A 19866-nucleotide genomic window follows, 5' to 3' on the forward strand; every position below is an offset into this window, starting at 1 on the left:
GGGTTCCACATTTCATATCATCCCCTTAGGTCTTTTCCAAAAATATGTACTTCATTCTAGTGTAATCTAACAGGAAAAGAAATCCAAGACCTATCCGCAATGCGTTGCTGAATAAGCTTGGATTATATGAGAGTCCTTTATTTGAAAATATGACTTCTATACATGCTGTCCGTTCACCTGAATATCTACGGATACTTGCTGCCCCAACCAAGCCCGCATGCGATTCCACGAAAAAACCTGCTCCATGTGAAATACACCATATGGAAGTTCTGAACGGTACAGGGCGAGCGCTGCAAAGACGGCTGCCTTAGCGGTTAAATCAGACTGATGGTGGCCCCTTAGCCGGCAATCAACCTTCGTCTCTTTGCCATTGAGCGTTCCTCGGGCATCTACCTTGACCGCTACAGCATTCCCTCCTATATGTACCTTGCCAAAGCTGCGAACCACCGCATCACGCACGGTTTGCTGTCGGAGTAAACCTGATACTCCTATCGTCCGAAGACCTGCCAGAAGCCGGGTGGTCAAGCGCGAATCAAAGCAAAGGCGTGTGCTAACGGTAGGAACTTTGAGCGTACGAGGAAGTGTCTGCTGATCCGAAAAAGGAAATCGATACGCCCGATGACGACCCACTCCTGCACCAAAGTCTGCCACTATGCCGTCGGTAAAGCTTTTTCGAGTCACAGGGCGTCCCTGTTCTATAACCTCCAAATCGGCATGAATCTGATCTACTGTCCACTCAATGGCAGCCTGACCGTGTCGATCCCCCAAGCCTAGCATCAAAGATATGTTCAACTCATCTGTCTGATCCATGAGCTGTGTCGCTTGCAGTGCCAACAGATTGGTCAGGCCCGGAGCTAATCCTACACTTAACAGGGCTGTGGCCTGATAAGCTCGGGCCTCCTGATGACACTGCTCCACCTGACTCAAAAAGGCCGCATTCGCTGTAATATCCATGTAATGCACCCCATGTTGTAGACAGGCACGTACCAAGGCCGTATTGTCCTGATCCAGACACATGATAACCAATTTAGCTTGCTCTAATATCGACGGGTCCATCGGCTCATGAATATTTAGCTGCAAGGGCCGTATCTTACCATTCGATTGTCTACTAAATTCAGTGGCCCGCTCCAGACTACGACCTGCGGCAAATACCTTGTCGGGAAACATTTCACTTAACTCCGTGCATACAATTTTTCCAACATGGCCATACCCGCCAATGATGATGATGTTATCCTTTGTCATAAGTCGTCTCTCCCTCTTTAACCGCAAACCATGCATTTATTAAAAAAGCGCCATAATACCGGGTGATATGGGTAAAGCCTGCATCTATCAACAGTTCCTGTATTGCCGCATTGGACACCGGGTTTGACTCACGACCGATGGAAGCAGCGAATCGTTCCCAATCCTCCAGTGAAATGCCCTGACTCAGCATATGACCCTTCCACGCCTGCATTTGGATAGAAAAAGAAGGCTCCTGCGAATTCCCATTAATAGAAGCTAGACAAAAAGGTGCACCCGGCTTGAGTCGAGCAGATATCTGGCGTAGCAATGCCTGTTTACTTTCCAAGCTCTGAAGAAAATGAAGCACCAGCAGGCAGGTTGCAGCGTCATAGATCGGTCCTCTGGATGACTCTTCCAACGTACCTGCAACAAACGATATTGTTGAACTGATGCCCGCATGTGTCACACGCTTACGTGCCAAATCAAGCATGTGCTCAGAGGGATCAACTGCCGTAAAGGACCATGCTTCATGGCGCCCTCCGAGCGTTATCAATTCCTGACCGCCTCCAGCACCGACAATTAGCACATTTGGATCTATATTTCGAGTATGAGCTTGTGCCTCAAGCTGTGCGGTTATCAAACAGTCTGTCATCTCGTACAAATGAGCATATCCAGGTATTTTTAAAGCAATCGTATCCGCGTACTTATGCACATTCGGATGATTCCAGCTCATCGGTTGATTTGAGTCCGTATTTCCAATAGGGGTATGTTTCATATGTGCTTTCCTCCAAACATTTAGCCTTGATCTTCTCAGACCATTCGTTTATTGTTGATTTAATTAAGAATCATTCTCAATTATAAAGACAATACGAATATCCACCATCCCATAAATGTGGGATTTAATAATCGTGCTTGAGAATCTCCAGCTTTCACGATAGGAGTAAATGATGAACGCACATTACACGCCATTTGCACAGCTTAAGGACGCTCGACAGCAGATCATTAATCTGGGGAAAAAAGCCCCCTCATCCCTAACGTACAAGCACACCCTAATCGACCGCTTGCGTACTCAGGTTGCTTTCGATGCGGCGTGCTGTACCTCAGTAGATCCGCGTACGCTGCTTTCCACGGGGGCATTTACAGAATCGGGTGTGGAGGACATTCATAACAAACTGCTAGAATACGAATATCTGCACGACGATATGATGAAGTATGATCAGTTGGTGCGAGACGGACAGTCTGTAGCCACGCTACATGGGTCTACACAAGGCCAACCGGATCGGAGCACACGATATAGAGATGTTTTGCACCCCGCTGGATTCGGGGACGAGCTACGTGTTCCGTTTATGTACAAAGGGAGCTGTTGGGGATTTCTTACGTTGTTCCGTCATCATGGAAAACCTGTATTCAGCGAGGAAGAGCAACAACTGCTTGAAGCGTTAGCGCCATCCATTGCCTACCATCTGCGTCAGGCCAGTGTCGGTCTATCTCCAGCCCCTGCCATGATTACGGAAAATGAACTTGAACCAGGAGTTCTCATACTTTCTGATAAGCTAGAACCGATCTCATCCAATACAGTAGCAGAGCAGTGGCTACAGCTGCTTCGGCAGCAGGAGGGAATCCATGAAGACAGCCTTCCGGCTCCTGTCCGGGCGGTATGCTTGCGAGCGCTATCCACTGCCACTGCACCAGCCCGACTATGTATTCCTTCCGCAGACGCAGGAACCCCATGGGTAACCATCAGGGCCACCCATTTGCAAGGCGGACAGGAGCATACGGGCCAGAAACAGCTAGCCGTATGGTTTGAGGCTGCTAAAGCAACTGACATGCTGCCGCTTATGACCGAGGTGTACTCATGGTCCGAACGAGAGAGACAAATTGTCCAGCTCATTGTTCAAGGCTTTTCGACCAAGGAGCTGGCCAGCGCACTTCATATTACTGCCTACACGGTGCAGGATCATCTGAAAGCGATTTTCTTGAAAACAGATGTAAGCAGCCGTCGTGAGCTCGTATGGAAGGTATATTCCAGATTCAACTAACCTATGTAAAAAAGACAGATGACCCAATTAGGGGTCATCTGTCTTTGCTTCACTGCTCTATTTGGACACAAGAGCCTTATTTCTTCGAAGAGGAGTTCGTATCATCGTATGACACTGGTGAGGGCTTCGCAATCCATTCATCAGCCTCAGGCTCGATATCCACGCCATTTTCCAGCTTCGTTTTCTCCATCAAGGAATCTCCGTCCTCGTCCTTCTTGTTGCGGATTTTCGCTTCGTCTTGAGTGTGATCGCTCATGTTGATTCCTCCTTTTTTAATTTCATCTGATGGTTGTACCTTACTCATAATTACCCATTGCCGTCCTGTACAAACCTCTACACGACCAGATGTCCTTTTTTCTCCGCTGGTTCAATGGTCGCCTCAATGCCAGCATTAAACTCCAGAAAGTCGCTTTCCACTCCATCGCTGAAAATAACTCCATTTTCCGGCATCTGCGATGCAATCCGTAACGGCTTTTCGGCTGCTACCTGACCAAACACAAGATCCGCAGCAGTCGTTCGACTGGGGAAGGGTTCTCTCACTGTAAAATAAAGTGATGGCAAACTCCAGGTTGCACGATGATCCTGACTCGTTCCGTCTACAGCCCCTTCCTGACTGAAGGCTGCACCTGGCATCAGCTGGCCTGGAGTCAGCGAGATTGGATGCCGTGTAGCACTGCCGACAATCCCGGCCGCTCCAGCAAGCACGCTGGTCAGCCAGCCTGTCGCTCCCAATCCGGTTGAAACGATAATGCCGCTAGAGGATTGCTGCTCTACCTGATCCTCCAGTCTTAACTCATATCTCGCGGAGACATGAGTTTTGCGCCCAATGAACAAATCATTTACAGCATACAAGGATTGGCCATCATTTAATTGGGCCTTAGCCAGCGTAACTTCCTTAATTGGCCGTCTGTGCACGAATACATCCGGCACCACCCAGCGCAGATCGGATACAGTAAACGGCAGCAATACCCCGTCCCAGCGCAATGGATCTGGATTCACACCGATAAGCGGCTGCTCGGTCAAATATTTTAACGTGTTGGCTACCAGCCCATCCTGACCCAGCACCACCACTGTATCCTGCTCACCAAAAATAAAGTTCGGCACATGCTCCCGCTCCACAATCTGAACTCGACCCAAGGCCGTTAACTCCGACGTAGCCTTTGCCACCGCCCTGCGGTAATTTTCGTCCTCCAGCACATAATCACTGAAATCCGCACCCAGCCGTTCCATAAAGAAGCGAGCCTGCTGCACCGTATTGTATCGAACAATCAGTTCCTCCAGTCGCGTTTTACGCTTCACTAAAATGATCTTTTGCTCTGTCATTCGGCTGCTCATCGTGTTCTTCCTCCAGACCCTCTCGATCCTGCTGATCCGTTTGCTCCCGTATCTGACATGAGACCTTGCAGCAGATCCGGTGTAATATTCAGCTGACCGATTTTCCCTGCATTTTCTGCAAGCTCCTGGAATGCTATCGCAATTAGCTTATCCGGGCTCATATCCATGTTGGCCATAGCTTGAAGTACGTTCGGCTCAACATCCTGCAACGATTTCATGACTGCTGTCAGCTCGTAGGCCTTGGCATCGGCTTCTGCCTTTTTATTCGTTACGGTCAGTTCAATCAGCTCACGCTTTTTCTCCTCCAAGGCCGTGTCAAATCGTAGCTGCTCCTCTTTCATCTCGCTTTGCTTTTGCTTCACAGAACGCTCGGCATCGAGTTGAGTTTCGCGGATTTGTTTCTTTTTCGTCTCCACTGCAATCTCGGTGTTCAGCTCGTTTTCCTTCACACGCCGCTCTTGCTCAATAGATGCATTACGACGCTCATACAAAGCGTGATCCGCGTTGCGAAGAATCTCTTCCCTCGCTTGAGCCTCCAGCGCTCTCATCGTCTCCTTATTGGGTAGAATCGCCAAAATCGACAACCCCATAACCTCAATGCCGAGCTTTTCCATTTCCGTATGCTGAGCAATATCCTTCGTCATATTTTGGGCCAGACGTTCACTGGACTGAACAGCTTCTTTGAGCGGGACACGCTCCAAATACTTTTTGGTAAGCACCTTGGCGATGTTAATCACCCGTTGGGCCAGCTTGCTCGGATCATCCGAAATATAGCGTCGTTCCTTCAAGTCATACGTATAGTTTAAAATCTGCGTCGTTCTCCGGTAATCCACAATCCGATAAGTCAGTTGCCCCTGCACCGTCACCGCCTGAAAATCATTCGTCATATCCTCAAACATGAACGGTACATCAATGGAAGAGACGGGCACGACGACGACCGAGGTGGTCGGGGCGTAATAATAAAAAGATAATCCAACACCCTCCCGAACCACCTTCCCGTTTTTCACCTTCATCACATATTCACTGGGCTGAAATTTAACAAAATTAAATCCAAACATAGCCGCTTCCCTGCTTTCTTTATAGTTTGTAATATTTTGTTATTATCATTTTGTTGTTAACAATAAAATAACACACATTTTCGATAATATCAATATGACATTTATGAAAAAATAAAGGCTATTTCCCCTCCGATATACTCGGTTAGAGGAAACAGCCTTATTGAAACACTCTATTTATCATCCACATTCCATTCTCTATAAAATTGCTCCAAGTACATCTCCATCCATTGATGCCGAACCTCCGCCAGCTCTCGGGCATAAGTGGTATTCATTAAATCTTTGAGCTTGAGTAGCTTTTCGTAAAAATGGTATATGGCACTTTTACCTGCGTCACGATACTCATGCTGTGAAAAGTCTTTATCCGGGTGATGCATCATGCTGCCTTTTGAGCCTGCATACATAAAGGTTCTTGCAATCCCAATCGCTCCAAGAGCATCCAACCGATCCGCATCCTGCACTACTTGACCTTCCAGCGTCTCCATAGGCGGGTTTTGTCCACCATTGTAGGACATCGTAGCTATAATAGTCATCACGTGCGTGATTACATTCGGATCGCTGATATGCAGACGCAGCCACTGCTCTACTTTATCTAGCCCGGCTTGTTTGGAATCATTTAATTTTTCATCCGCTACATCATGCAGCAGTGCTGCCAGCTCACAAATAAACGAATCTGCGCCCTCTTTGGCAGCAATTTTAAGGGACAGCTTTCTCACCCGGTCTATATGCCACCAATCGTGACCACTGTGGTCATGCTCCAGCTGTTGCTGTACATACGGCTCCGCCTTTTGAATAATATCTGCCATCATCGCTTCCTGTTGCTCCGTTCGTCTCTTCATATGTCACCTTTCAATCCCATCCATACTTTCTATGGTAGGTTCGTTTAATTTTTTAATGCTTGTCCATTTGCTTACTACGAATCATTCTTCATTTTATTCTATAGAGTGTATGGCATCCAACCTTTAGAACGAGAAGTCAGTAACCTGACAAAAAAAAGAACCTCCAAAACCACATCAATCGTAGTCGCGGAAGTTCTTTTTCGTTTGTCTATCTAAACCCGATCCTCTTTAACTTAATTCCGTATCTTACTCTACTCCACGACACCAAGCTCGCGGTTCTTCTCCTTAAAGCGGCTGTTATGAGAAGATACATATGCCGCTTTGTCAGCTGCTGGATCAATGTACAGCTTCGCGCTGTTCAGTGCAAGGGCGGCATCTGTGAACGCACCGGCAATCAGATACAGCTTGCTTCCGTACTCGACAAAATCGCCTGCCGCGAAAATCCCCGACAGATTCGTTTCCAGTTTTTCGCTCACTCGGGCATGCCACTCACCCATATCCAGCCCCCAATCCCGAAGCGGGCCAAAATCGGATTTTAGTCCATGATTTACGATGACTGCATCGACATTCAACACCTGTATTTCGTCCGTATCTACATGACTGATCGTCACCTGTTCAATCGTCTCTCCATTGTTGCTATGTAGCTGGCTCACCGCGTATGGTGTGAGAACACGGACCGAAGATGATTTCATACGAGCTACATTTTTCTCATGTCCGCCAAAGTGATCCCGACGATGTACGACGGTCACACTCGCCGCAATAGACTCCAGCTCATTCGCCCAATCCACCGCCGAGTCGCCCCCACCGGAAATCAGGACGTGCTTGCCCCGGAATGGCTCCAGCTCTTGTACCGTATAATGCAGGTTCGTAACCTCATAGCGGTCCGCCCCCTCAATCTCCAGCTTAGCCATTTTGAGAATACCATAGCCTACTGCCAGAACGATCGTGCGTGTCCAATGCTGTTCCCCTGTGGCAGAAGTTAGCAGGAACGTGCCATCCTCTTGCCGATCCAAACCAGTGATCTGCTGTCCCAACACAATGGTAGGCTCGAACGTCCGCGCCTGCTGCTCCAGCTGATCAATCAGCTTTTCACATAAAACCGGGGTAACCCCCCCGACATCCCATATCATCTTCTCTGGGTATATGCGCATCCGTCCGCCCAGCTCATGCTTGGCTTCGATCAGCTTGGTCTTCATATCTCTCATTCCACTGTAAAATGCGGTATACATACCGGCAGGACCACCGCCGATGATCGTTACATCATATAATTCCAAGGATACTGTCACTCTGCAACTCTCCCTATCATAGCGTAATATGTCTGCTCCTATTATAAGTGATAATAATTATCAATATCAATTAAGAAATAAAAACATGACCATTACAGAGTTTTTCGTGACCTTAGAACTATATTTTATAGGTTTATATAACTGCTACTTTCGTTATTCTCGTAAATTTTGCGAGGATTGCTGCACAGAAGGATGAAAAAGCTTCTTCTACCTCATCCATCAGTTGTTCCTTGTTTTGCATGGAAGGTATAAAGCTATCCTCCATTCCTTGCTTGTATGTAATCGTCGGGTCCATAAGCTTGACTGCGTTTCTGCGCACATGCACCATGATATGGTTGTTGATCCCACCAATGCTGTTCGTTTCGGCCTCACCCACGCGCCATAGCACCTGTTCATCCAAAAGCACAATGCATGCCCGCAACTTTACCAAATATTGATCGTACATTCTGTGCTTGGATATGATATAAACTCATGCATGGAAGAATCCATATTCTTAACAGCCTCCTTCGTCCTATCAAGTGAATTTCTCAAAAAAATCACTTCCATCGATCATCCAATACTGTTCAGGTGAAGGTACCTCGTTCAAAAAGTTTTGATATTCTCCTTTCCATCCCGCTGGGACATAGTGTTCAAACGAAGCTGGCTCAGGAAATAGCGAATAGAGAACTTTCTCGTCAAAGTTAACATACAGAGCAGGACAGAACTCCAACAATTCATCCTGATGCTGAATAGCCTCATCCAGCAACTGAAGCATTGAAGTTAGTTCCCCTGTAGCCACCTTATATTCACAGATGTGATGCAAAAATGCTCCCACTGTGGTTTCATCCAAAATAGAGATGCCAAACCGTTCCTCCATCTCGGTATTCAAAAACCAATACTCTCTTTCCGTCACATACCAATTCCATTTCCCTTCAAAAATAACACCAACAATAATGTTTTGCGCATATTCAGGCCATAATTTCATGAGCTTCTCGCGTTCCCCTCTTTCTCACTCACAGTTCGATCCAAAACCGGTTTACACGGTTTCCGTCTTCCTCTATGTAATCCTTGTCCGGCGTTCCGCCGTTTTGTATGATTGTTTTTTTGGAGGCAATATTATCGGAGTCGCATACGACCAGGGCTCGGGAAATCCCCAGCTCTTTTGCTTTTTCTAACGCCAAGGCCAGCATTGTAACAGCGTACCTGTTCCCTCGTGCAGAAGGACGGATACCGTAACCGATATGACCTCCGGCATTCATTAGGTGTTCGTTAAGGTCATGTCTGATATTCACTGCTCCCACAACCTGTTCATTCGCATTCACAAGCCAGTATGTTGAGCTTTTGACCCAGCCTTCAGATAGGTTCATTCCATTTTCCTGATTACTTAAAACCGTCAGCATACCTTCAAAATCGTACGGTTCTATAGAAATCACCCAAGGCACCATATGCTCCTGACTCTTTTTCCATTCCTCATAAAATGAAAGATAAGCATCCTTCCAGCCCCGATCCGGCTTTACCAATCTGACGGTCTGCATCCACTCACGGCCTCCTCTTTAAACGTTCAATTCATCTGCTATTTCTCATATACCTCAATATCTATGAACTTTTGCGCCCAATCTGCAAAAGAGAGCTTATCATCCCAGGTGACTTGCTTCATCGCTTTGGCACATCCCCAGTTTAGAACCTGCTGATGCAGCATATGCACCCGGAAACGCTCAGTAAATCCTTCTTTGGCTTCCATCCCTTGTGCGTAAGCAGTAAAGAACCCTTTTGCCAACTCTTCTTCACCATTCTCCAGATGTCGTTGTCATCTCTACACACCATAGCTCTTAATCGTTGCTTCCAGGGTTTCATCCGTATCTGCCAGCCAAACGAAACTAACCTCAAACGTTCCCGGCTCGAAAAACAATGGAAATCTCCGCTTAAACCAATCCTGCATCGGCAGATTTAGCGCTTCCTTCATATCGACCCACAGCAGTTCCCCCTCGGGGGGATTTTTTAATAGTTCACCTTCAGTGGCTGTAGCCAAATAGTTAAAGACCATATACCTCAGCCCTTGACTTGGATCACAATATTCGTCGATTCCTTTAAATACAATTTCCGTCACGGTTAAGCCCGTTTCTTCCTTTACTTCACGAATGGCCCCATTCACAATGCTTTCTGGAAACTCTACTTTTCCTCCTGGAGCAATATAACCCGGAAACCCCTTTCGATTGGGTCTATTCATAAGCAATACCTTGCTTCCGTCTTGAATCATACACATGGTATATATTTTGTGTGTCACTTCTGTTGTCAATCCGATCATACCTTTCTTTATTCACGATTCATGATCTAGCTTTTAACTTTCTCACCGACATATTGTGGTTAAATATGGTATTCACCATACTTTAACGCGTTATTTTGTAGAGCGCAATAACTCTAACCATAGACTAGATTAGAAAACTCATGCCTAAGTCGGTCAAAATCAGTAAAAAAAAGACCGCCTTTCTGCAAAGCCGTTGGTACTACCAAGCGACTCCAGAAAGGAACGGTCTTATCCATCATGCCAATAATCAGTTTTCTAGACACGCCCCGGATAACGAGAACCTGCTGCGAAGCCTTTAGGCGAAATGCGCTCAATCTCTTGAAGCTCTGCTTCCGACAAGGAGATCTGTAGAGCACCAAGATTTTCACGCACTCTTTCCAGTCTCTTCGTTCCCGGAATCGGAACGATATGGTTGCCTTGCGCCAGCAGCCATGCCAGCCCCAACTGAGCAGAAGTACAGCCTTTTTGGGCAGCCAGTTTTTCGATCAGGAGGACAACTTCTAGATTTTTGTTGAAATTCTCTCCTTGGAAGCGTGGAAAATGACGGCGGTAATCATCCTCTGGCAGATCGTCAAATTTCTTGATCTGTCCCGTGAGGAAACCTCGACCCAGTGGACTGTAGGGTACGAAGCCGATTCCCAATTCGTTCAGTAGCGGAAGAACATCATCTTCCACTTCTCTGCTCCACAAGGAATATTCGGTTTCTACCGCGCTAATTGGATGCACCGCATGCGCGCGACGGATCTGTTCAGCCGACGCTTCCGACAAGCCGATATAACGGATTTTCCCTTCCTTAACCAAATCGGCCATCGTTCCGACGGTCTCCTCAATCGGAGTATTGGGATCGACTCGATGCTGATAATACAGGTCGATATAATCAATCCCCAGATGAAATAGACTGGCGTCCACGGATTTTTTAATATATGCCGGATCTCCCTTGGGCCCCTGAGTGTGCGTGATTCCGAATTTAGTGGCAATCACGGCCTCCTCCCGACGACCCTTGAGCGCACGTCCAACCAGCTTCTCATTGCCGCCGAACTTCTGCTGTGCGTATTCTTCACCATAAAGATCTGCTGTATCAAACAGCGTTACACCAAGGTCCAGCGCTCCCTGAAGTGTACGCACCGACTCCTCGTTGTTCGGCATCATCATCGTGCCAAGGCCCAGAGCTGATACCTCCAGCCCTTCATGTCCCAATTTCCTTTTCAGCATATCATGGTTCCCTCTTTTCTTTGGGTAAATGGATGGAATGAACATGTACTCATTCTAATGGACCCATATGGAGGCAACCACAGTACGTTTATACTAGTAACAAGATTACCAGGCAGAGGATTGGCTTACTGGCGTGTAGATACAAAAGTGCAGACCCGGTTGGTCCGTAATGCTTGCTAAAGAATTAATATCATAGGAAACTGCCTCCACAGCGCCAGGGATTTGAAAGGAAACCCGATTCACTTTTTTGAGCTGGATATGATGCAGCTTCCACATGGTGTCAAACTCCATACTTTCCACACGTAGCCGTTCTACCGTCTCCTCAAACCAAGGATCTCCTAAATACTTGTCATAAAAGGTTCTAAAAACAGCTACCGAATAGGACGCAAATTCTTCCCAGTTAACCATTCGACGACGTAATTCGGAATCCACGAACAATAAACGAATCATGACACGTTCAGAAATAGACAGGGAAGAAAAATCGGTAATGACCTCATTCGCCGCGCTATTCCAAGCAAGCACTTCCGCTTTCTCATTGCTGATGAAGGAAGGATAGGACAACTGATCAATAATATGTTGCCACTGTGGATTCAGCGTTGTATGGATGGGCGAAATAGCAACCGTCTCATTGGGATTCCACAATTGAATTAGATGTGCTCTCTCATCATGAGTTAATTGTAGAGCTTCTCCTATACTTTCGATAACTTCCTTAGATGCTGTTACTTCTCTACCTTGTTCCAGCCATGTGTAATACGTCGCACTGACACCTGCCAGCAGAGCAACTTCTTCTCGGCGAAGCCCCGGTGTTCTTCGCTGACCCTGTGAAAGTCTAAGGCCTGCCTGCTCTGGTTGAAGTCGATTTCTACGTGATTTCAGAAAAGCTCCCAACGTTTTCGATTTACTATAATCATTAGACATATGTCACCTCTTTTCCAATCCATCGCCATAGAACGATCACAGTCCCTCGTCAAACAACTGCAGGCCTATGACTTCAAAGGCGACACCGTCGCCCGCTTTAACGTTGACATCACCATTTATTTCTTTAGAATCCAAAATAAACGTAGTGTCTCCTACTACAATCTCCAGACATTCTATCTCGCCTGCTTCGCCCTGTATCACTTGATGTATCGTTCCTTGAATCCAATAGTCGCCTAGCTTTGGTTGAGGTCGAAAAATCCCTGTCTCTTCAGTAGACTTCAGCCTTCTGAACCCCTCTATACTGGATTGAGAAGTCTCGACCGAAATTACACAACCGGGAATCATCTTATTCAAGCTTTGTTCATACGGGACAACATACGCATATCCGGAAGTCAGTTCATGCCAAAAATATGTCCAGTAGCCGTATACTTTTTCCTCGCCCATACTACGAATGATGATATGCTGATCTTTATTTATTTCCTTGATCTGTACACGCATATATAGAGTCCTCAGTAGATACTTTTCTTATAATAATAGTGTTTAAAGCCTCTCGGAGCATCGTCAATGACACCAACGACTTCATACCCATGCTTTTCATAGAATTTAGGCGCTTGAAAAGTAAACGTATTAAGTTGTATAAAATTACACTCTTTATCTCTAGCAATCTGTTCAATTTCACCAAGCAGTTGTGAACCGTAGCCCTTTCCTCTGTAACGCTGATCTACCCACAAAATATCAACCTCCACCCAGTTCCAACATAGTACACTTAGGAGACCGCCCATGACCTGACCGTCTTCATCTTTGAGCGTAAGATTAATCTCTTCGTATCGGGTTTGAATATCTGCTGGGACGTGTTTCGCATTAAACTCAATCAACTTGTTTCTGACTAAACGTGCTTCATCTCTACTACTTCGATTCATCTGAGGTTCCAGCGTCATGGCATAAATCCTCCAATTTGAAATGATTACTAGCACTTACTGATTTAAATATAGAAAATAATAGGGTTAAAATACTTTCATCTTCCTACTGTTATATATTGTATATACTTTTCTATGTTTAGTCACATGATTCCATTTAGATGGACAGAATTATTCTAATCTAAATATCGTTGATTAAAGTCGCTCCCTGGATTCATGCAAAATATTTAGCAAACGAAAAAAGCAGGCCCCTATGAAACGGAGAACCTGCTATCGTTTATACATCGTCTGCCATACAGGAGAAGAGAGGGGATGATTAAATTGAAATATCCAGTGATTTCCCAACTCCCGTAATATCGCTGCTGTTAGCGCTGTTGATACGATTTGTTTCCGTGTTACTTGGAGCGGGCTTTTCCATTTTTGGAGTTGACGTGCCGCTGGATTGCGAACTTTGCTGTGCAATTTGAGCTTCAATCTGTTTAATTTGCTGCTGAAGCTGCTTCATTTTTGTTTCTTTTGTATCTTTATTATCCTTACTTTGCTGTACCTTGTTGTACTCCGCTTCAAGTTGAGCTTTTTGCTTTTCCAGACTAGCTGTATCGTTGGTACTGGATGAAGATGAAGTGCTTGCAATAGATATTGAACTGCTGGATGTGGATGAAATGTTCATACGAGATTTCCCCTTTATAAAAGTATGAGTTTTACACGTGTGGGCTAACCGGTTCTAAGCTATGGCATTGCACTCTAATGACTATGACGACGATGATACAGATTGTTCAAAAATCTTAGCGATTTTATCGAATAAAGCCGATATTTCTTCATCTGTGGCATTCGATTCATCTGTATTTCCCCATGCGTCTTTTAATGCAGAAAGCAGATCTGTTTCCTGATCTTTGTCCGAAGCTGTTGACCCGGATATAAGACTAGAACTCAGAATGCTCTGCAAATCACTCAGCAAGGACCTTTTTCCATCTACTGTAAGCTCTTTTTCAGATGTAGTGCTGTTATCCTCTTGATTGAAAGCCTCTTGAATATTCCATGCGAATGGAGGCATAATTCCACCCATTGCCTGCATCATAGAAGGCAGACCACTGCTATCCATTTCAGGATGGGACGGGTCACCTTCAGGCGGCGGTGCAGGACGATTATTTTGGATCGTTTCTGCTATCTTATCGAATAGATCCGATACTTCCTCATCTGTTGCCGTCGCAAGATCCACACCGGCTAATAAGTCGCTAACCGAAGCCAACGGATTCTTCGTGCTGTTGGTGAGTTCATCTGTATCAGTGGAAGCACTGGAAGACATCAGGTAACTTTGCAGATCAGACAACAGCGTTTTCTGTTGGTCTGTAGTTAGTGCAATGATATCCTGGTCATCGTACTTGTAATCATTACTGTAGTTTTCCGTAGGAAGCGGAGCCTGCATTCCTCCCGTGTATTCCATGAATTCCTTGCTCAATTCGAGTGAATCGTTAGATTTCTTGTGTGTGGTATGACCCGCGGTATTTAGTCCATTCTCATTTGACTTCACCGTATTCGATTGATCATAGGAAGTCGTGATGAGATGCCTGTTAATGGATAGTGACAAAGTAGATCCCCTCTCAGTGTACATAATGTTTTTAGCTGCCCACCTACCTTTCATCGGTAACAAATCTGAATGCAACCTGAGGGTATGCTGAATGATAACTGAATAAATACAAACTCATTAATACCGTAACCCTTTTATTATTTCCTAGACCATAGTCAAGGAAAATCCCCTCCGCAAGACGGGGGGATCAACCCTACTTGAGACAGGAGTAAGTAAAGGGATAATTTGTTACTCTTAGCAAAGAATAAATGAACGTATTTTAAAAATTGAAAGTAGGGAAATGATGTATGATCCGTATTAGCCATTTGGTTCACGAGAGACTTATGTTCCTAGTCAAATTTTTGTACTCGCCTGCATACGTGGGTAGTGTAACACCAAGTTCCAGATTTTTAGCTAAAAATATGATAGAATCCATTCCATGGAGTGAAGTTCATGCTGTTGCCGAGCTTGGTGCTGGAACTGGGGCAATTACCCAATACATCCCGTCTGCTGCTGAATTTCAACCCAAGGTTTTACTCTTTGAGAAAGACCAAACCATGCAGCAGAGATTAAAAAGAAGATTCCCGAATTATCTGTGCTATTCCGACTCGTGTGAGCTTCAGCTTGCTATGAAAAATGCCCAAGTAGAACAGCTTGACTGCATAATCAGCGGGCTGCCTTTTTTCAATTTTCCACAAGCGATGCGGAATCAAATTGTAGAACAAATTCATCTATCGCTCAGGGATGGAGGAATGTTTGTGGCCTTTCAATACTCTAAACAGATGAAGCAACAGTTAGGTGAATGGTTTGATATTGAAGAAATCAAGTTTGTGCCAATGAATGTTCCACCCGCATTCGTGTATGTATGCCGAAAGAAAACCTAAGAAAGGAGTACGGGTATGGACGTGGAATATTTAATTTCCATCATCGAACAATACGGCTATGCCGCATTATTCTTTTCTCTATGGCTGGGGATTGTGGGTCTACCCATCCCGGATGAAGTCATCGTGATGACTGGCGGGGCTGTAACAGGCATGGGCATACTTCACCCGTTACCCGCTTTTTTAATTGTATATCTTGGGGTTATATCAGGCTTGTCCTTAGGTTATGTATTGGGGAGAACCGTGGGCACACCGATTCTAGAACGTTTACGCCGGAAGAAAAAAATGGACAAGTACATTACGTTTTCGGAAAAATTGATACATAAGTATGGAAACTTCACTATTTGCATCAGTTATTTGCTGCCGATCGTCCGTCACATTATCCCTTATATTGTCGGAATCAATAAAATGAGCTTCAAGCGCTATGCCCTCTTCTCTTATTCAACGGGTTTGATCTGGACGCTGATCTTCTTTCTGCTCGGACGTATCTTTGGCGATCATGTACAAGCAGTAGGAGAACTAATCCATCGTTATGGCTTGCAGATGGCATTGCTTCTCATCATGCTGACAATTATATTTTTTATAATGAAATTTGTATGGGGGAAGAAAACAACGGAGGAGTAAAGGTTAAGTATATTCGGCATGTTCATTACCTACATGAAAAAGAAATAGACCGCCCTCACTAAAGTAAACGGTCTACTCTCGACCACCTGATGGCCGACTGCTCTTTATGCAGTTGTTGTATGCTGGGGCCATGTCAGAGCACGGCTCCTTAATTATTCTTACCTCATTATAATCGATTTTATGTAATTGCGTGTTTTTATTGCTTGGATAATTAAATAAGTGAATTTAAAAGTTACCTGTCGTGCCACTACGCAGACGGATGGTGCTTCCCATCGCCACTGCCCCCGGATTTCTGAAATAAAGTCTTCATCGGTAGAAATCCGGGGAGGTGATGCTTCCGAAGTGAGCTTTCCTACGGAAAGCTTTTAAAGCGGTCGCTTCGCTTGTAAAGCACCATTCCGTCTACTACGTTTTGCATGTACATTTTTTCAGTTCAGCTTATATAGACTTTATTCCTCACATGACAGAGCTATAGGATCAGCTCATAATGGTCGCTTGCCTAACTGCAGTTTGTAAAGATCTCATTATTCTCTTCTTTTCTTAACTCGGTTACTAGCCTCAAAATTATACTCATCCAAATCTTTTGCGTCTTTAAAATAAGCCTTGAAGCTCTCGACTACGGCTTGATCCTTACTGAGAAATAAAGTTAAGGTTGAATCCCAGCAAATAATTTCTATATTCGCTTTGGGATGTTGCATTGTGGATTCCAGTTGCCACCAGCCTTCATAGGCATTTGAATAAAACTGCATAGCTAATGCACCAACATCTACAGCCTCAGATTTTTCAAATCCCATAAGTATTCCCCAAATAAATTGAATCTCATATCTATGTACAAGACGTGTCAGTTGTTCCCCAGTCATCCATAACTTCGTGTTTCCATACCCGTTTTCTTCAAAAGCCAGATTCTGCTTGACATACTCCAAAAGATCGTCCGGTATCCAATTCAGTTCTAACCCAGTAAGTAGCCAATTATATTCCGATTGGATATTATTTATGGATTCGAAAACCAGCTTTAGATCCGTATAAAAGGGAATTTGGCGTGAATTAATTAATATAGCGTTCATGCATATTCCCCCCCCACACATCTTTTATTCTTATCCCCAAAAACTAATTAACCCTAAGTTATTCTTGTGTAATAGAGTCACCTTTCTTATCTTTTGCTTCTTTTCTTCAAACTCATCAATATGCTGTTCAAGTACATATTCAATCTGTTTAGCAATTGATCGTTTGTTCTTATCAGCTATATATTTGATCTTCTCAAAGTTTTCTGGTTTTAATCGCAAAGTAAATGCTTTTTTATTCGTTGTCATTGTCTAAAACTCCTCACAATAGTGATGTCACCTTAAAATAAGATTATGATCTCACTTTGATGTCACCATAATGGAGGAAGATAAATGAAAGCTATACAAGAAGCCCTTAATCAATTCGTTTCTATTCGTATGGAACATGTAGCTGGGTCGATGCTGGCTAATTCTCCAGAATACAAAGACTTAATGAAAGACTGTATTCAACTCTTTTCTATTTTACATGATTGCTTGCCAAAGGAATACATACAAACTCTTTACGATTATGATACCAATACTACTCTACTCCAAGGCATGGTTGAATCTATTATGTATGAACAAGGCTTGAAAGATGGCGTTTGTTTAAACCAAATTTTATCTGATTAATATTTTCTCTTCAAAAAGAAATTTCTAACCTTGTTAGAAGAAATTTAGCCCAAATAATATTCTCGACCAAAACCGCGCACTCTACTTGCGTGAAATTGTCAATTCGGCTAAATAAGTTGAACTCGAAAAATGAACCACAAAAACGGAGTAGGCGGAATGGTGCTGTACAAGCGAAGCGGTCGCTTTTGTCCCCGGATTTACACCTTAAACAAAGACTAATTCAAGAAATCCGGGGGCGGTGGCGATGGGAAGCACCATCCGACTGCGCAGTGGCACGACAGGTAACTTTTTAGTTCAGGTTTGTCCTTTTTAGCAATACTATCCATATGATATACTATAAACTAACAACAGAATGGCTTAGATGGGCGGTCGGCTAGTCTCCTGCAAAGGAGGTGATGCCTGTGGAGGTTAAAGATACATTGATGTTGATGATTCAATTTGCGACATTGGTGATCTTGATTCTTTCCTTCAACAAAAAGAAATAGACCGCCCTCTGGAAAAGGTTAGCGGTCTATTTTACTAATCCAACCCTACAGCCACCGCCCTTATAAGCGGCTGTTGTAAAAGAGTGAGGATGTTGGCAGCATCCTTACTCTTTTTCAGTATATACTTATTAGCTTTAGTTTATCACAGGAAAAACCATATTGCCAATATGGCAAATCTTTTTAAGGGGCGGCTTTCCTTTCACACCATATTACTTCTTTAATTGAAGCAACTTTACTAGCTTGTCATGAATGGCAGTATTCGGATAATTCCCGCTAAACTGAGAAGACCCAGGTCCCATCGCGGTTAACGCCACATCAACAGATGTATGTCCACCCGTGGTCCAGTCGATATAAAACTTCTCATCGGAGCCTTTTACAGTAAAAGGACCATCCTCTTTGGAAATGCCTTCACCGGATTCATCCTCCGCATCTTCACCTTCAATCGCCAAACCGCCCGTTTCATGATCTGCCGTCACCAACACTAATGTATCTGGATGCGCTTTGGCATACTCTTTAGCTACTTTAACGGCCTTATCAAGTTGTTGCCCAGCCTTAATCGTTAACTCCCCTTCATTGTCATGCGCCATCTCATCCGTTCCTTCTTCTTCTACCATCAGGAAAAAACCTTTTTGGTTTTTGGAAAGAACATCAATCGCTTTAGCCGTCATATCCGGTAGAGAAACCGTTGGGTTGTAAGAGTTACCCAGCTTGTTGTGAGCTTGAAACATCTCTTCATTGGCGAACAGCCCTAGCAACTTAGAACCTTTGGCTGCTTTCATTCCTGCCTGATCCGTCACATAGCTATAACCCAGCTTCTTCGCTTGTTCTACCAAATTCCCTTGAGTTCCCTTACTAGCTTCCTCAGGATCTTCTGCCGGAGCATCTGGATGTTTGCCTACTGTTCCGGCAGGGTACCAAAAATCCTCACCACCGCCCAGAATAACATCCAGCTTGCTTTTCTCCAGATACTGCTTGGCAATCTCGCTTTGAGCGGAGCGTTTTTCGACATGCGCACCAAAGGCGGCCCCGGTTGCGTCTGTCACTTGGCTTGTCGTCACGACACCTGTAGACATGCCTGCTTTTTTGGCCAGCTCCATAATCGTTGTCACTGGTTTTTTATTCAAATCCATTCCGATTGCGCCGTTATACGTTTTCACACCTGTTGCAATGGCAGTTGCAGCCGCGGCAGAATCCGTAACCAGGTTATCCCCTGAACTTGTACTAACCAGGCCGGTTACAGGCATGTTATCCATTTCAAGTAATCCCGATTTCCCTACCGTCGCCAAGCGAATCGCGTTGCGACTTGCTTCTCCCATACCATCGCCGATAAAAAGAATGACATTCTTAGGAGCATCGACTTTCGCTGACGAAGTTTTCAGTCCTTTGGATACCTGTGCGGTAGTAGACTTGGTATTAGATGAGGCTGCAAAAGCGTTAGGGATATTAGCAGATAACAATGGCGCACTCAAAACGGTAATGGCACCTAAAGCAAGGATACTCTTTTTCATCGAACGCTTTTTCACAAGGTCACAC

At 44.7% G+C, this 19866-nt stretch carries 26 protein-coding genes; 5 read left to right on the top strand and 21 right to left on the bottom strand.

Translation table 11 applies throughout. The features are described from left to right. Positions 1-156 precede the first annotated feature (156 nt). Together NLX78_RS20625 and NLX78_RS20630 are read right to left on the bottom strand one after the other, a co-directional pair. Entirely contained in the window at positions 157-1242 is a 1086-nt protein-coding gene (locus tag NLX78_RS20625; RefSeq protein WP_254351401.1) for a saccharopine dehydrogenase family protein, read from the bottom strand. Beyond that, positions 1229-1996 carry a class I SAM-dependent methyltransferase gene (locus NLX78_RS20630; RefSeq protein ID WP_250267847.1) on the bottom strand — a complete coding sequence of 256 codons (768 nt, stop codon included), beginning with the start codon at positions 1994-1996 and terminating at the stop codon, positions 1229-1231. The genes NLX78_RS20625 and NLX78_RS20630 overlap by 14 nt, the downstream gene beginning before the upstream one ends. Before the next feature lie 172 nt (positions 1997-2168). Between NLX78_RS20630 and NLX78_RS20635 the strand changes: the two genes are divergently transcribed. Continuing rightward, positions 2169-3260 carry a LuxR C-terminal-related transcriptional regulator gene (locus NLX78_RS20635; RefSeq protein ID WP_254351433.1) on the top strand — a complete coding sequence of 364 codons (1092 nt, stop codon included), beginning with the start codon at positions 2169-2171 and terminating at the stop codon, positions 3258-3260. 76 nt (positions 3261-3336) lie between these two features. On the opposite strand, the gene NLX78_RS20640 is transcribed toward NLX78_RS20635, so the two are convergent. The 16 genes from NLX78_RS20640 to NLX78_RS20715 form a co-directional block, all read right to left on the bottom strand. Then, the gene (locus tag NLX78_RS20640) at positions 3337-3516 is read right to left on the bottom strand and encodes a hypothetical protein (protein ID WP_013309345.1); all 180 of its coding nucleotides are present in this window, start codon (positions 3514-3516) and stop codon (positions 3337-3339) included. A gap of 77 nt (positions 3517-3593) precedes the next feature. Beyond that, positions 3594-4595 (bottom strand): NAD(+)/NADH kinase, encoded by a 1002-nt coding sequence (locus tag NLX78_RS20645; RefSeq protein WP_254351402.1) that lies wholly within the window; start codon positions 4593-4595, stop codon positions 3594-3596. Further along, complete coding sequence (locus NLX78_RS20650; protein ID WP_250261995.1) at positions 4592-5653, bottom strand: SPFH domain-containing protein; 1062 nt, start codon at positions 5651-5653, stop codon at positions 4592-4594. Before NLX78_RS20650 ends, NLX78_RS20645 begins: the two co-directional genes overlap by 4 nt. Before the next feature lie 170 nt (positions 5654-5823). Continuing rightward, positions 5824-6489 carry an HD domain-containing protein gene (locus NLX78_RS20655; RefSeq protein WP_254351403.1) on the bottom strand — a complete coding sequence of 222 codons (666 nt, stop codon included), beginning with the start codon at positions 6487-6489 and terminating at the stop codon, positions 5824-5826. A 251-nt stretch (positions 6490-6740) separates the two neighbouring features. Continuing rightward, on the bottom strand, positions 6741-7775 hold the full coding sequence (locus NLX78_RS20660; RefSeq protein ID WP_209949610.1) for an NAD(P)/FAD-dependent oxidoreductase: 1035 nt from the start codon (positions 7773-7775) through the stop codon (positions 6741-6743). A 133-nt stretch (positions 7776-7908) separates the two neighbouring features. Next, positions 7909-8220: a hypothetical protein gene (locus NLX78_RS20665; RefSeq protein WP_254351404.1), complete on the bottom strand. Its 312-nt coding sequence runs from the start codon at positions 8218-8220 to the stop codon at positions 7909-7911. Between the two features lie 69 nt (positions 8221-8289). Then, complete coding sequence (locus NLX78_RS20670; RefSeq protein WP_254351405.1) at positions 8290-8739, bottom strand: hypothetical protein; 450 nt, start codon at positions 8737-8739, stop codon at positions 8290-8292. A gap of 28 nt (positions 8740-8767) precedes the next feature. After that, on the bottom strand, positions 8768-9289 hold the full coding sequence (locus tag NLX78_RS20675; RefSeq protein WP_061829090.1) for a GNAT family N-acetyltransferase: 522 nt from the start codon (positions 9287-9289) through the stop codon (positions 8768-8770). A 38-nt stretch (positions 9290-9327) separates the two neighbouring features. Continuing rightward, a complete protein-coding gene (locus NLX78_RS20680; protein ID WP_254351406.1) occupies positions 9328-9531 on the bottom strand; it encodes a hypothetical protein in 204 nt (67 codons plus the stop codon). A 36-nt stretch (positions 9532-9567) separates the two neighbouring features. After that, the gene (locus NLX78_RS20685) at positions 9568-10059 is read right to left on the bottom strand and encodes an 8-oxo-dGTP diphosphatase (protein WP_028542993.1); all 492 of its coding nucleotides are present in this window, start codon (positions 10057-10059) and stop codon (positions 9568-9570) included. A gap of 255 nt (positions 10060-10314) precedes the next feature. Continuing rightward, complete coding sequence (locus NLX78_RS20690; protein ID WP_254351407.1) at positions 10315-11271, bottom strand: aldo/keto reductase; 957 nt, start codon at positions 11269-11271, stop codon at positions 10315-10317. 105 nt (positions 11272-11376) lie between these two features. After that, entirely contained in the window at positions 11377-12189 is an 813-nt protein-coding gene (locus NLX78_RS20695; protein ID WP_254351408.1) for a helix-turn-helix transcriptional regulator, read from the bottom strand. A gap of 36 nt (positions 12190-12225) precedes the next feature. Next, positions 12226-12687 (bottom strand): hypothetical protein, encoded by a 462-nt coding sequence (locus NLX78_RS20700; protein ID WP_254351409.1) that lies wholly within the window; start codon positions 12685-12687, stop codon positions 12226-12228. A gap of 11 nt (positions 12688-12698) precedes the next feature. Continuing rightward, entirely contained in the window at positions 12699-13127 is a 429-nt protein-coding gene (locus tag NLX78_RS20705) for a GNAT family N-acetyltransferase (RefSeq protein WP_254327664.1), read from the bottom strand. Positions 13128-13422: 295 nt separating this feature from the next. Beyond that, positions 13423-13776: a FlxA-like family protein gene (locus NLX78_RS20710; RefSeq protein WP_254351410.1), complete on the bottom strand. Its 354-nt coding sequence runs from the start codon at positions 13774-13776 to the stop codon at positions 13423-13425. An 81-nt stretch (positions 13777-13857) separates the two neighbouring features. After that, positions 13858-14694 (bottom strand): hypothetical protein, encoded by an 837-nt coding sequence (locus NLX78_RS20715; RefSeq protein WP_254351411.1) that lies wholly within the window; start codon positions 14692-14694, stop codon positions 13858-13860. 287 nt (positions 14695-14981) lie between these two features. Here NLX78_RS20715 and NLX78_RS20720 point away from each other — a divergent pair, with 287 nt between their 5' ends. Next, positions 14982-15557, top strand: coding sequence for a class I SAM-dependent methyltransferase (locus NLX78_RS20720; RefSeq protein WP_254351412.1), 576 nt, complete (start codon positions 14982-14984; stop codon positions 15555-15557). Between the two features lie 15 nt (positions 15558-15572). Next, entirely contained in the window at positions 15573-16178 is a 606-nt protein-coding gene (locus NLX78_RS20725; protein WP_103047625.1) for a DedA family protein, read from the top strand. A 524-nt stretch (positions 16179-16702) separates the two neighbouring features. Here NLX78_RS20725 and NLX78_RS20730 read toward each other — a convergent pair. Together NLX78_RS20730 and NLX78_RS20735 are read right to left on the bottom strand one after the other, a co-directional pair. Further along, positions 16703-17242 (bottom strand): hypothetical protein, encoded by a 540-nt coding sequence (locus tag NLX78_RS20730; protein WP_254351413.1) that lies wholly within the window; start codon positions 17240-17242, stop codon positions 16703-16705. A 30-nt stretch (positions 17243-17272) separates the two neighbouring features. Further along, positions 17273-17488 (bottom strand): type II toxin-antitoxin system antitoxin, encoded by a 216-nt coding sequence (locus tag NLX78_RS20735; protein ID WP_254351414.1) that lies wholly within the window; start codon positions 17486-17488, stop codon positions 17273-17275. Between the two features lie 84 nt (positions 17489-17572). On the opposite strand from NLX78_RS20735, the gene NLX78_RS20740 reads away from it, so the two are divergent. Further along, the gene (locus NLX78_RS20740) at positions 17573-17848 is read left to right on the top strand and encodes a hypothetical protein (RefSeq protein ID WP_254351415.1); all 276 of its coding nucleotides are present in this window, start codon (positions 17573-17575) and stop codon (positions 17846-17848) included. 395 nt (positions 17849-18243) lie between these two features. Next, complete coding sequence (locus NLX78_RS26780; RefSeq protein WP_367988533.1) at positions 18244-18333, top strand: putative holin-like toxin; 90 nt, start codon at positions 18244-18246, stop codon at positions 18331-18333. 209 nt (positions 18334-18542) lie between these two features. On the opposite strand, the gene NLX78_RS20745 is transcribed toward NLX78_RS26780, so the two are convergent. Next, positions 18543-19856 (bottom strand): alkaline phosphatase, encoded by a 1314-nt coding sequence (locus NLX78_RS20745; RefSeq protein ID WP_061829081.1) that lies wholly within the window; start codon positions 19854-19856, stop codon positions 18543-18545. Between the last annotated feature and the right edge of the window lie 10 nt (positions 19857-19866).

It is taken from the genome of Paenibacillus sp. Lou8.1, assembly GCF_024213565.1.
Lineage (GTDB): Bacteria > Bacillota > Bacilli > Paenibacillales > Paenibacillaceae > Paenibacillus > Paenibacillus polymyxa_B.

What these genes read in the sequence shown, in the direction of transcription:
- NLX78_RS20670 (WP_254351405.1), bottom strand. Translation starts at nt 8,739, where the DNA reads ATGAAATTATGGCCTGAATATGCGCAAAACATTATTGTTGGTGTTATT.
- NLX78_RS20740 (WP_254351415.1), top strand. Translation starts at nt 17,573, where the DNA reads ATGAAAGCTATACAAGAAGCCCTTAATCAATTCGTTTCTATTCGTATG.
- NLX78_RS20690 (WP_254351407.1), bottom strand. Translation starts at nt 11,271, where the DNA reads ATGCTGAAAAGGAAATTGGGACATGAAGGGCTGGAGGTATCAGCTCTG.
- NLX78_RS20655 (WP_254351403.1), bottom strand. Translation starts at nt 6,489, where the DNA reads ATGAAGAGACGAACGGAGCAACAGGAAGCGATGATGGCAGATATTATT.
- NLX78_RS20705 (WP_254327664.1), bottom strand. Translation starts at nt 13,127, where the DNA reads ATGACGCTGGAACCTCAGATGAATCGAAGTAGTAGAGATGAAGCACGT.
- NLX78_RS20695 (WP_254351408.1), bottom strand. Translation starts at nt 12,189, where the DNA reads ATGTCTAATGATTATAGTAAATCGAAAACGTTGGGAGCTTTTCTGAAA.
- NLX78_RS20645 (WP_254351402.1), bottom strand. Translation starts at nt 4,595, where the DNA reads ATGAGCAGCCGAATGACAGAGCAAAAGATCATTTTAGTGAAGCGTAAA.
- NLX78_RS20710 (WP_254351410.1), bottom strand. Translation starts at nt 13,776, where the DNA reads ATGAACATTTCATCCACATCCAGCAGTTCAATATCTATTGCAAGCACT.
- NLX78_RS20725 (WP_103047625.1), top strand. Translation starts at nt 15,573, where the DNA reads ATGGACGTGGAATATTTAATTTCCATCATCGAACAATACGGCTATGCC.
- NLX78_RS20720 (WP_254351412.1), top strand. Translation starts at nt 14,982, where the DNA reads ATGATCCGTATTAGCCATTTGGTTCACGAGAGACTTATGTTCCTAGTC.
- NLX78_RS20730 (WP_254351413.1), bottom strand. Translation starts at nt 17,242, where the DNA reads ATGAACGCTATATTAATTAATTCACGCCAAATTCCCTTTTATACGGAT.
- NLX78_RS20625 (WP_254351401.1), bottom strand. Translation starts at nt 1,242, where the DNA reads ATGACAAAGGATAACATCATCATCATTGGCGGGTATGGCCATGTTGGA.
- NLX78_RS20640 (WP_013309345.1), bottom strand. Translation starts at nt 3,516, where the DNA reads ATGAGCGATCACACTCAAGACGAAGCGAAAATCCGCAACAAGAAGGAC.
- NLX78_RS20735 (WP_254351414.1), bottom strand. Translation starts at nt 17,488, where the DNA reads ATGACAACGAATAAAAAAGCATTTACTTTGCGATTAAAACCAGAAAAC.
- NLX78_RS20630 (WP_250267847.1), bottom strand. Translation starts at nt 1,996, where the DNA reads ATGAAACATACCCCTATTGGAAATACGGACTCAAATCAACCGATGAGC.
- NLX78_RS26780 (WP_367988533.1), top strand. Translation starts at nt 18,244, where the DNA reads ATGCCTGTGGAGGTTAAAGATACATTGATGTTGATGATTCAATTTGCG.
- NLX78_RS20650 (WP_250261995.1), bottom strand. Translation starts at nt 5,653, where the DNA reads ATGTTTGGATTTAATTTTGTTAAATTTCAGCCCAGTGAATATGTGATG.
- NLX78_RS20685 (WP_028542993.1), bottom strand. Translation starts at nt 10,059, where the DNA reads ATGATCGGATTGACAACAGAAGTGACACACAAAATATATACCATGTGT.
- NLX78_RS20675 (WP_061829090.1), bottom strand. Translation starts at nt 9,289, where the DNA reads ATGCAGACCGTCAGATTGGTAAAGCCGGATCGGGGCTGGAAGGATGCT.
- NLX78_RS20635 (WP_254351433.1), top strand. Translation starts at nt 2,169, where the DNA reads ATGAACGCACATTACACGCCATTTGCACAGCTTAAGGACGCTCGACAG.
- NLX78_RS20700 (WP_254351409.1), bottom strand. Translation starts at nt 12,687, where the DNA reads ATGCGTGTACAGATCAAGGAAATAAATAAAGATCAGCATATCATCATT.
- NLX78_RS20665 (WP_254351404.1), bottom strand. Translation starts at nt 8,220, where the DNA reads ATGTACGATCAATATTTGGTAAAGTTGCGGGCATGCATTGTGCTTTTG.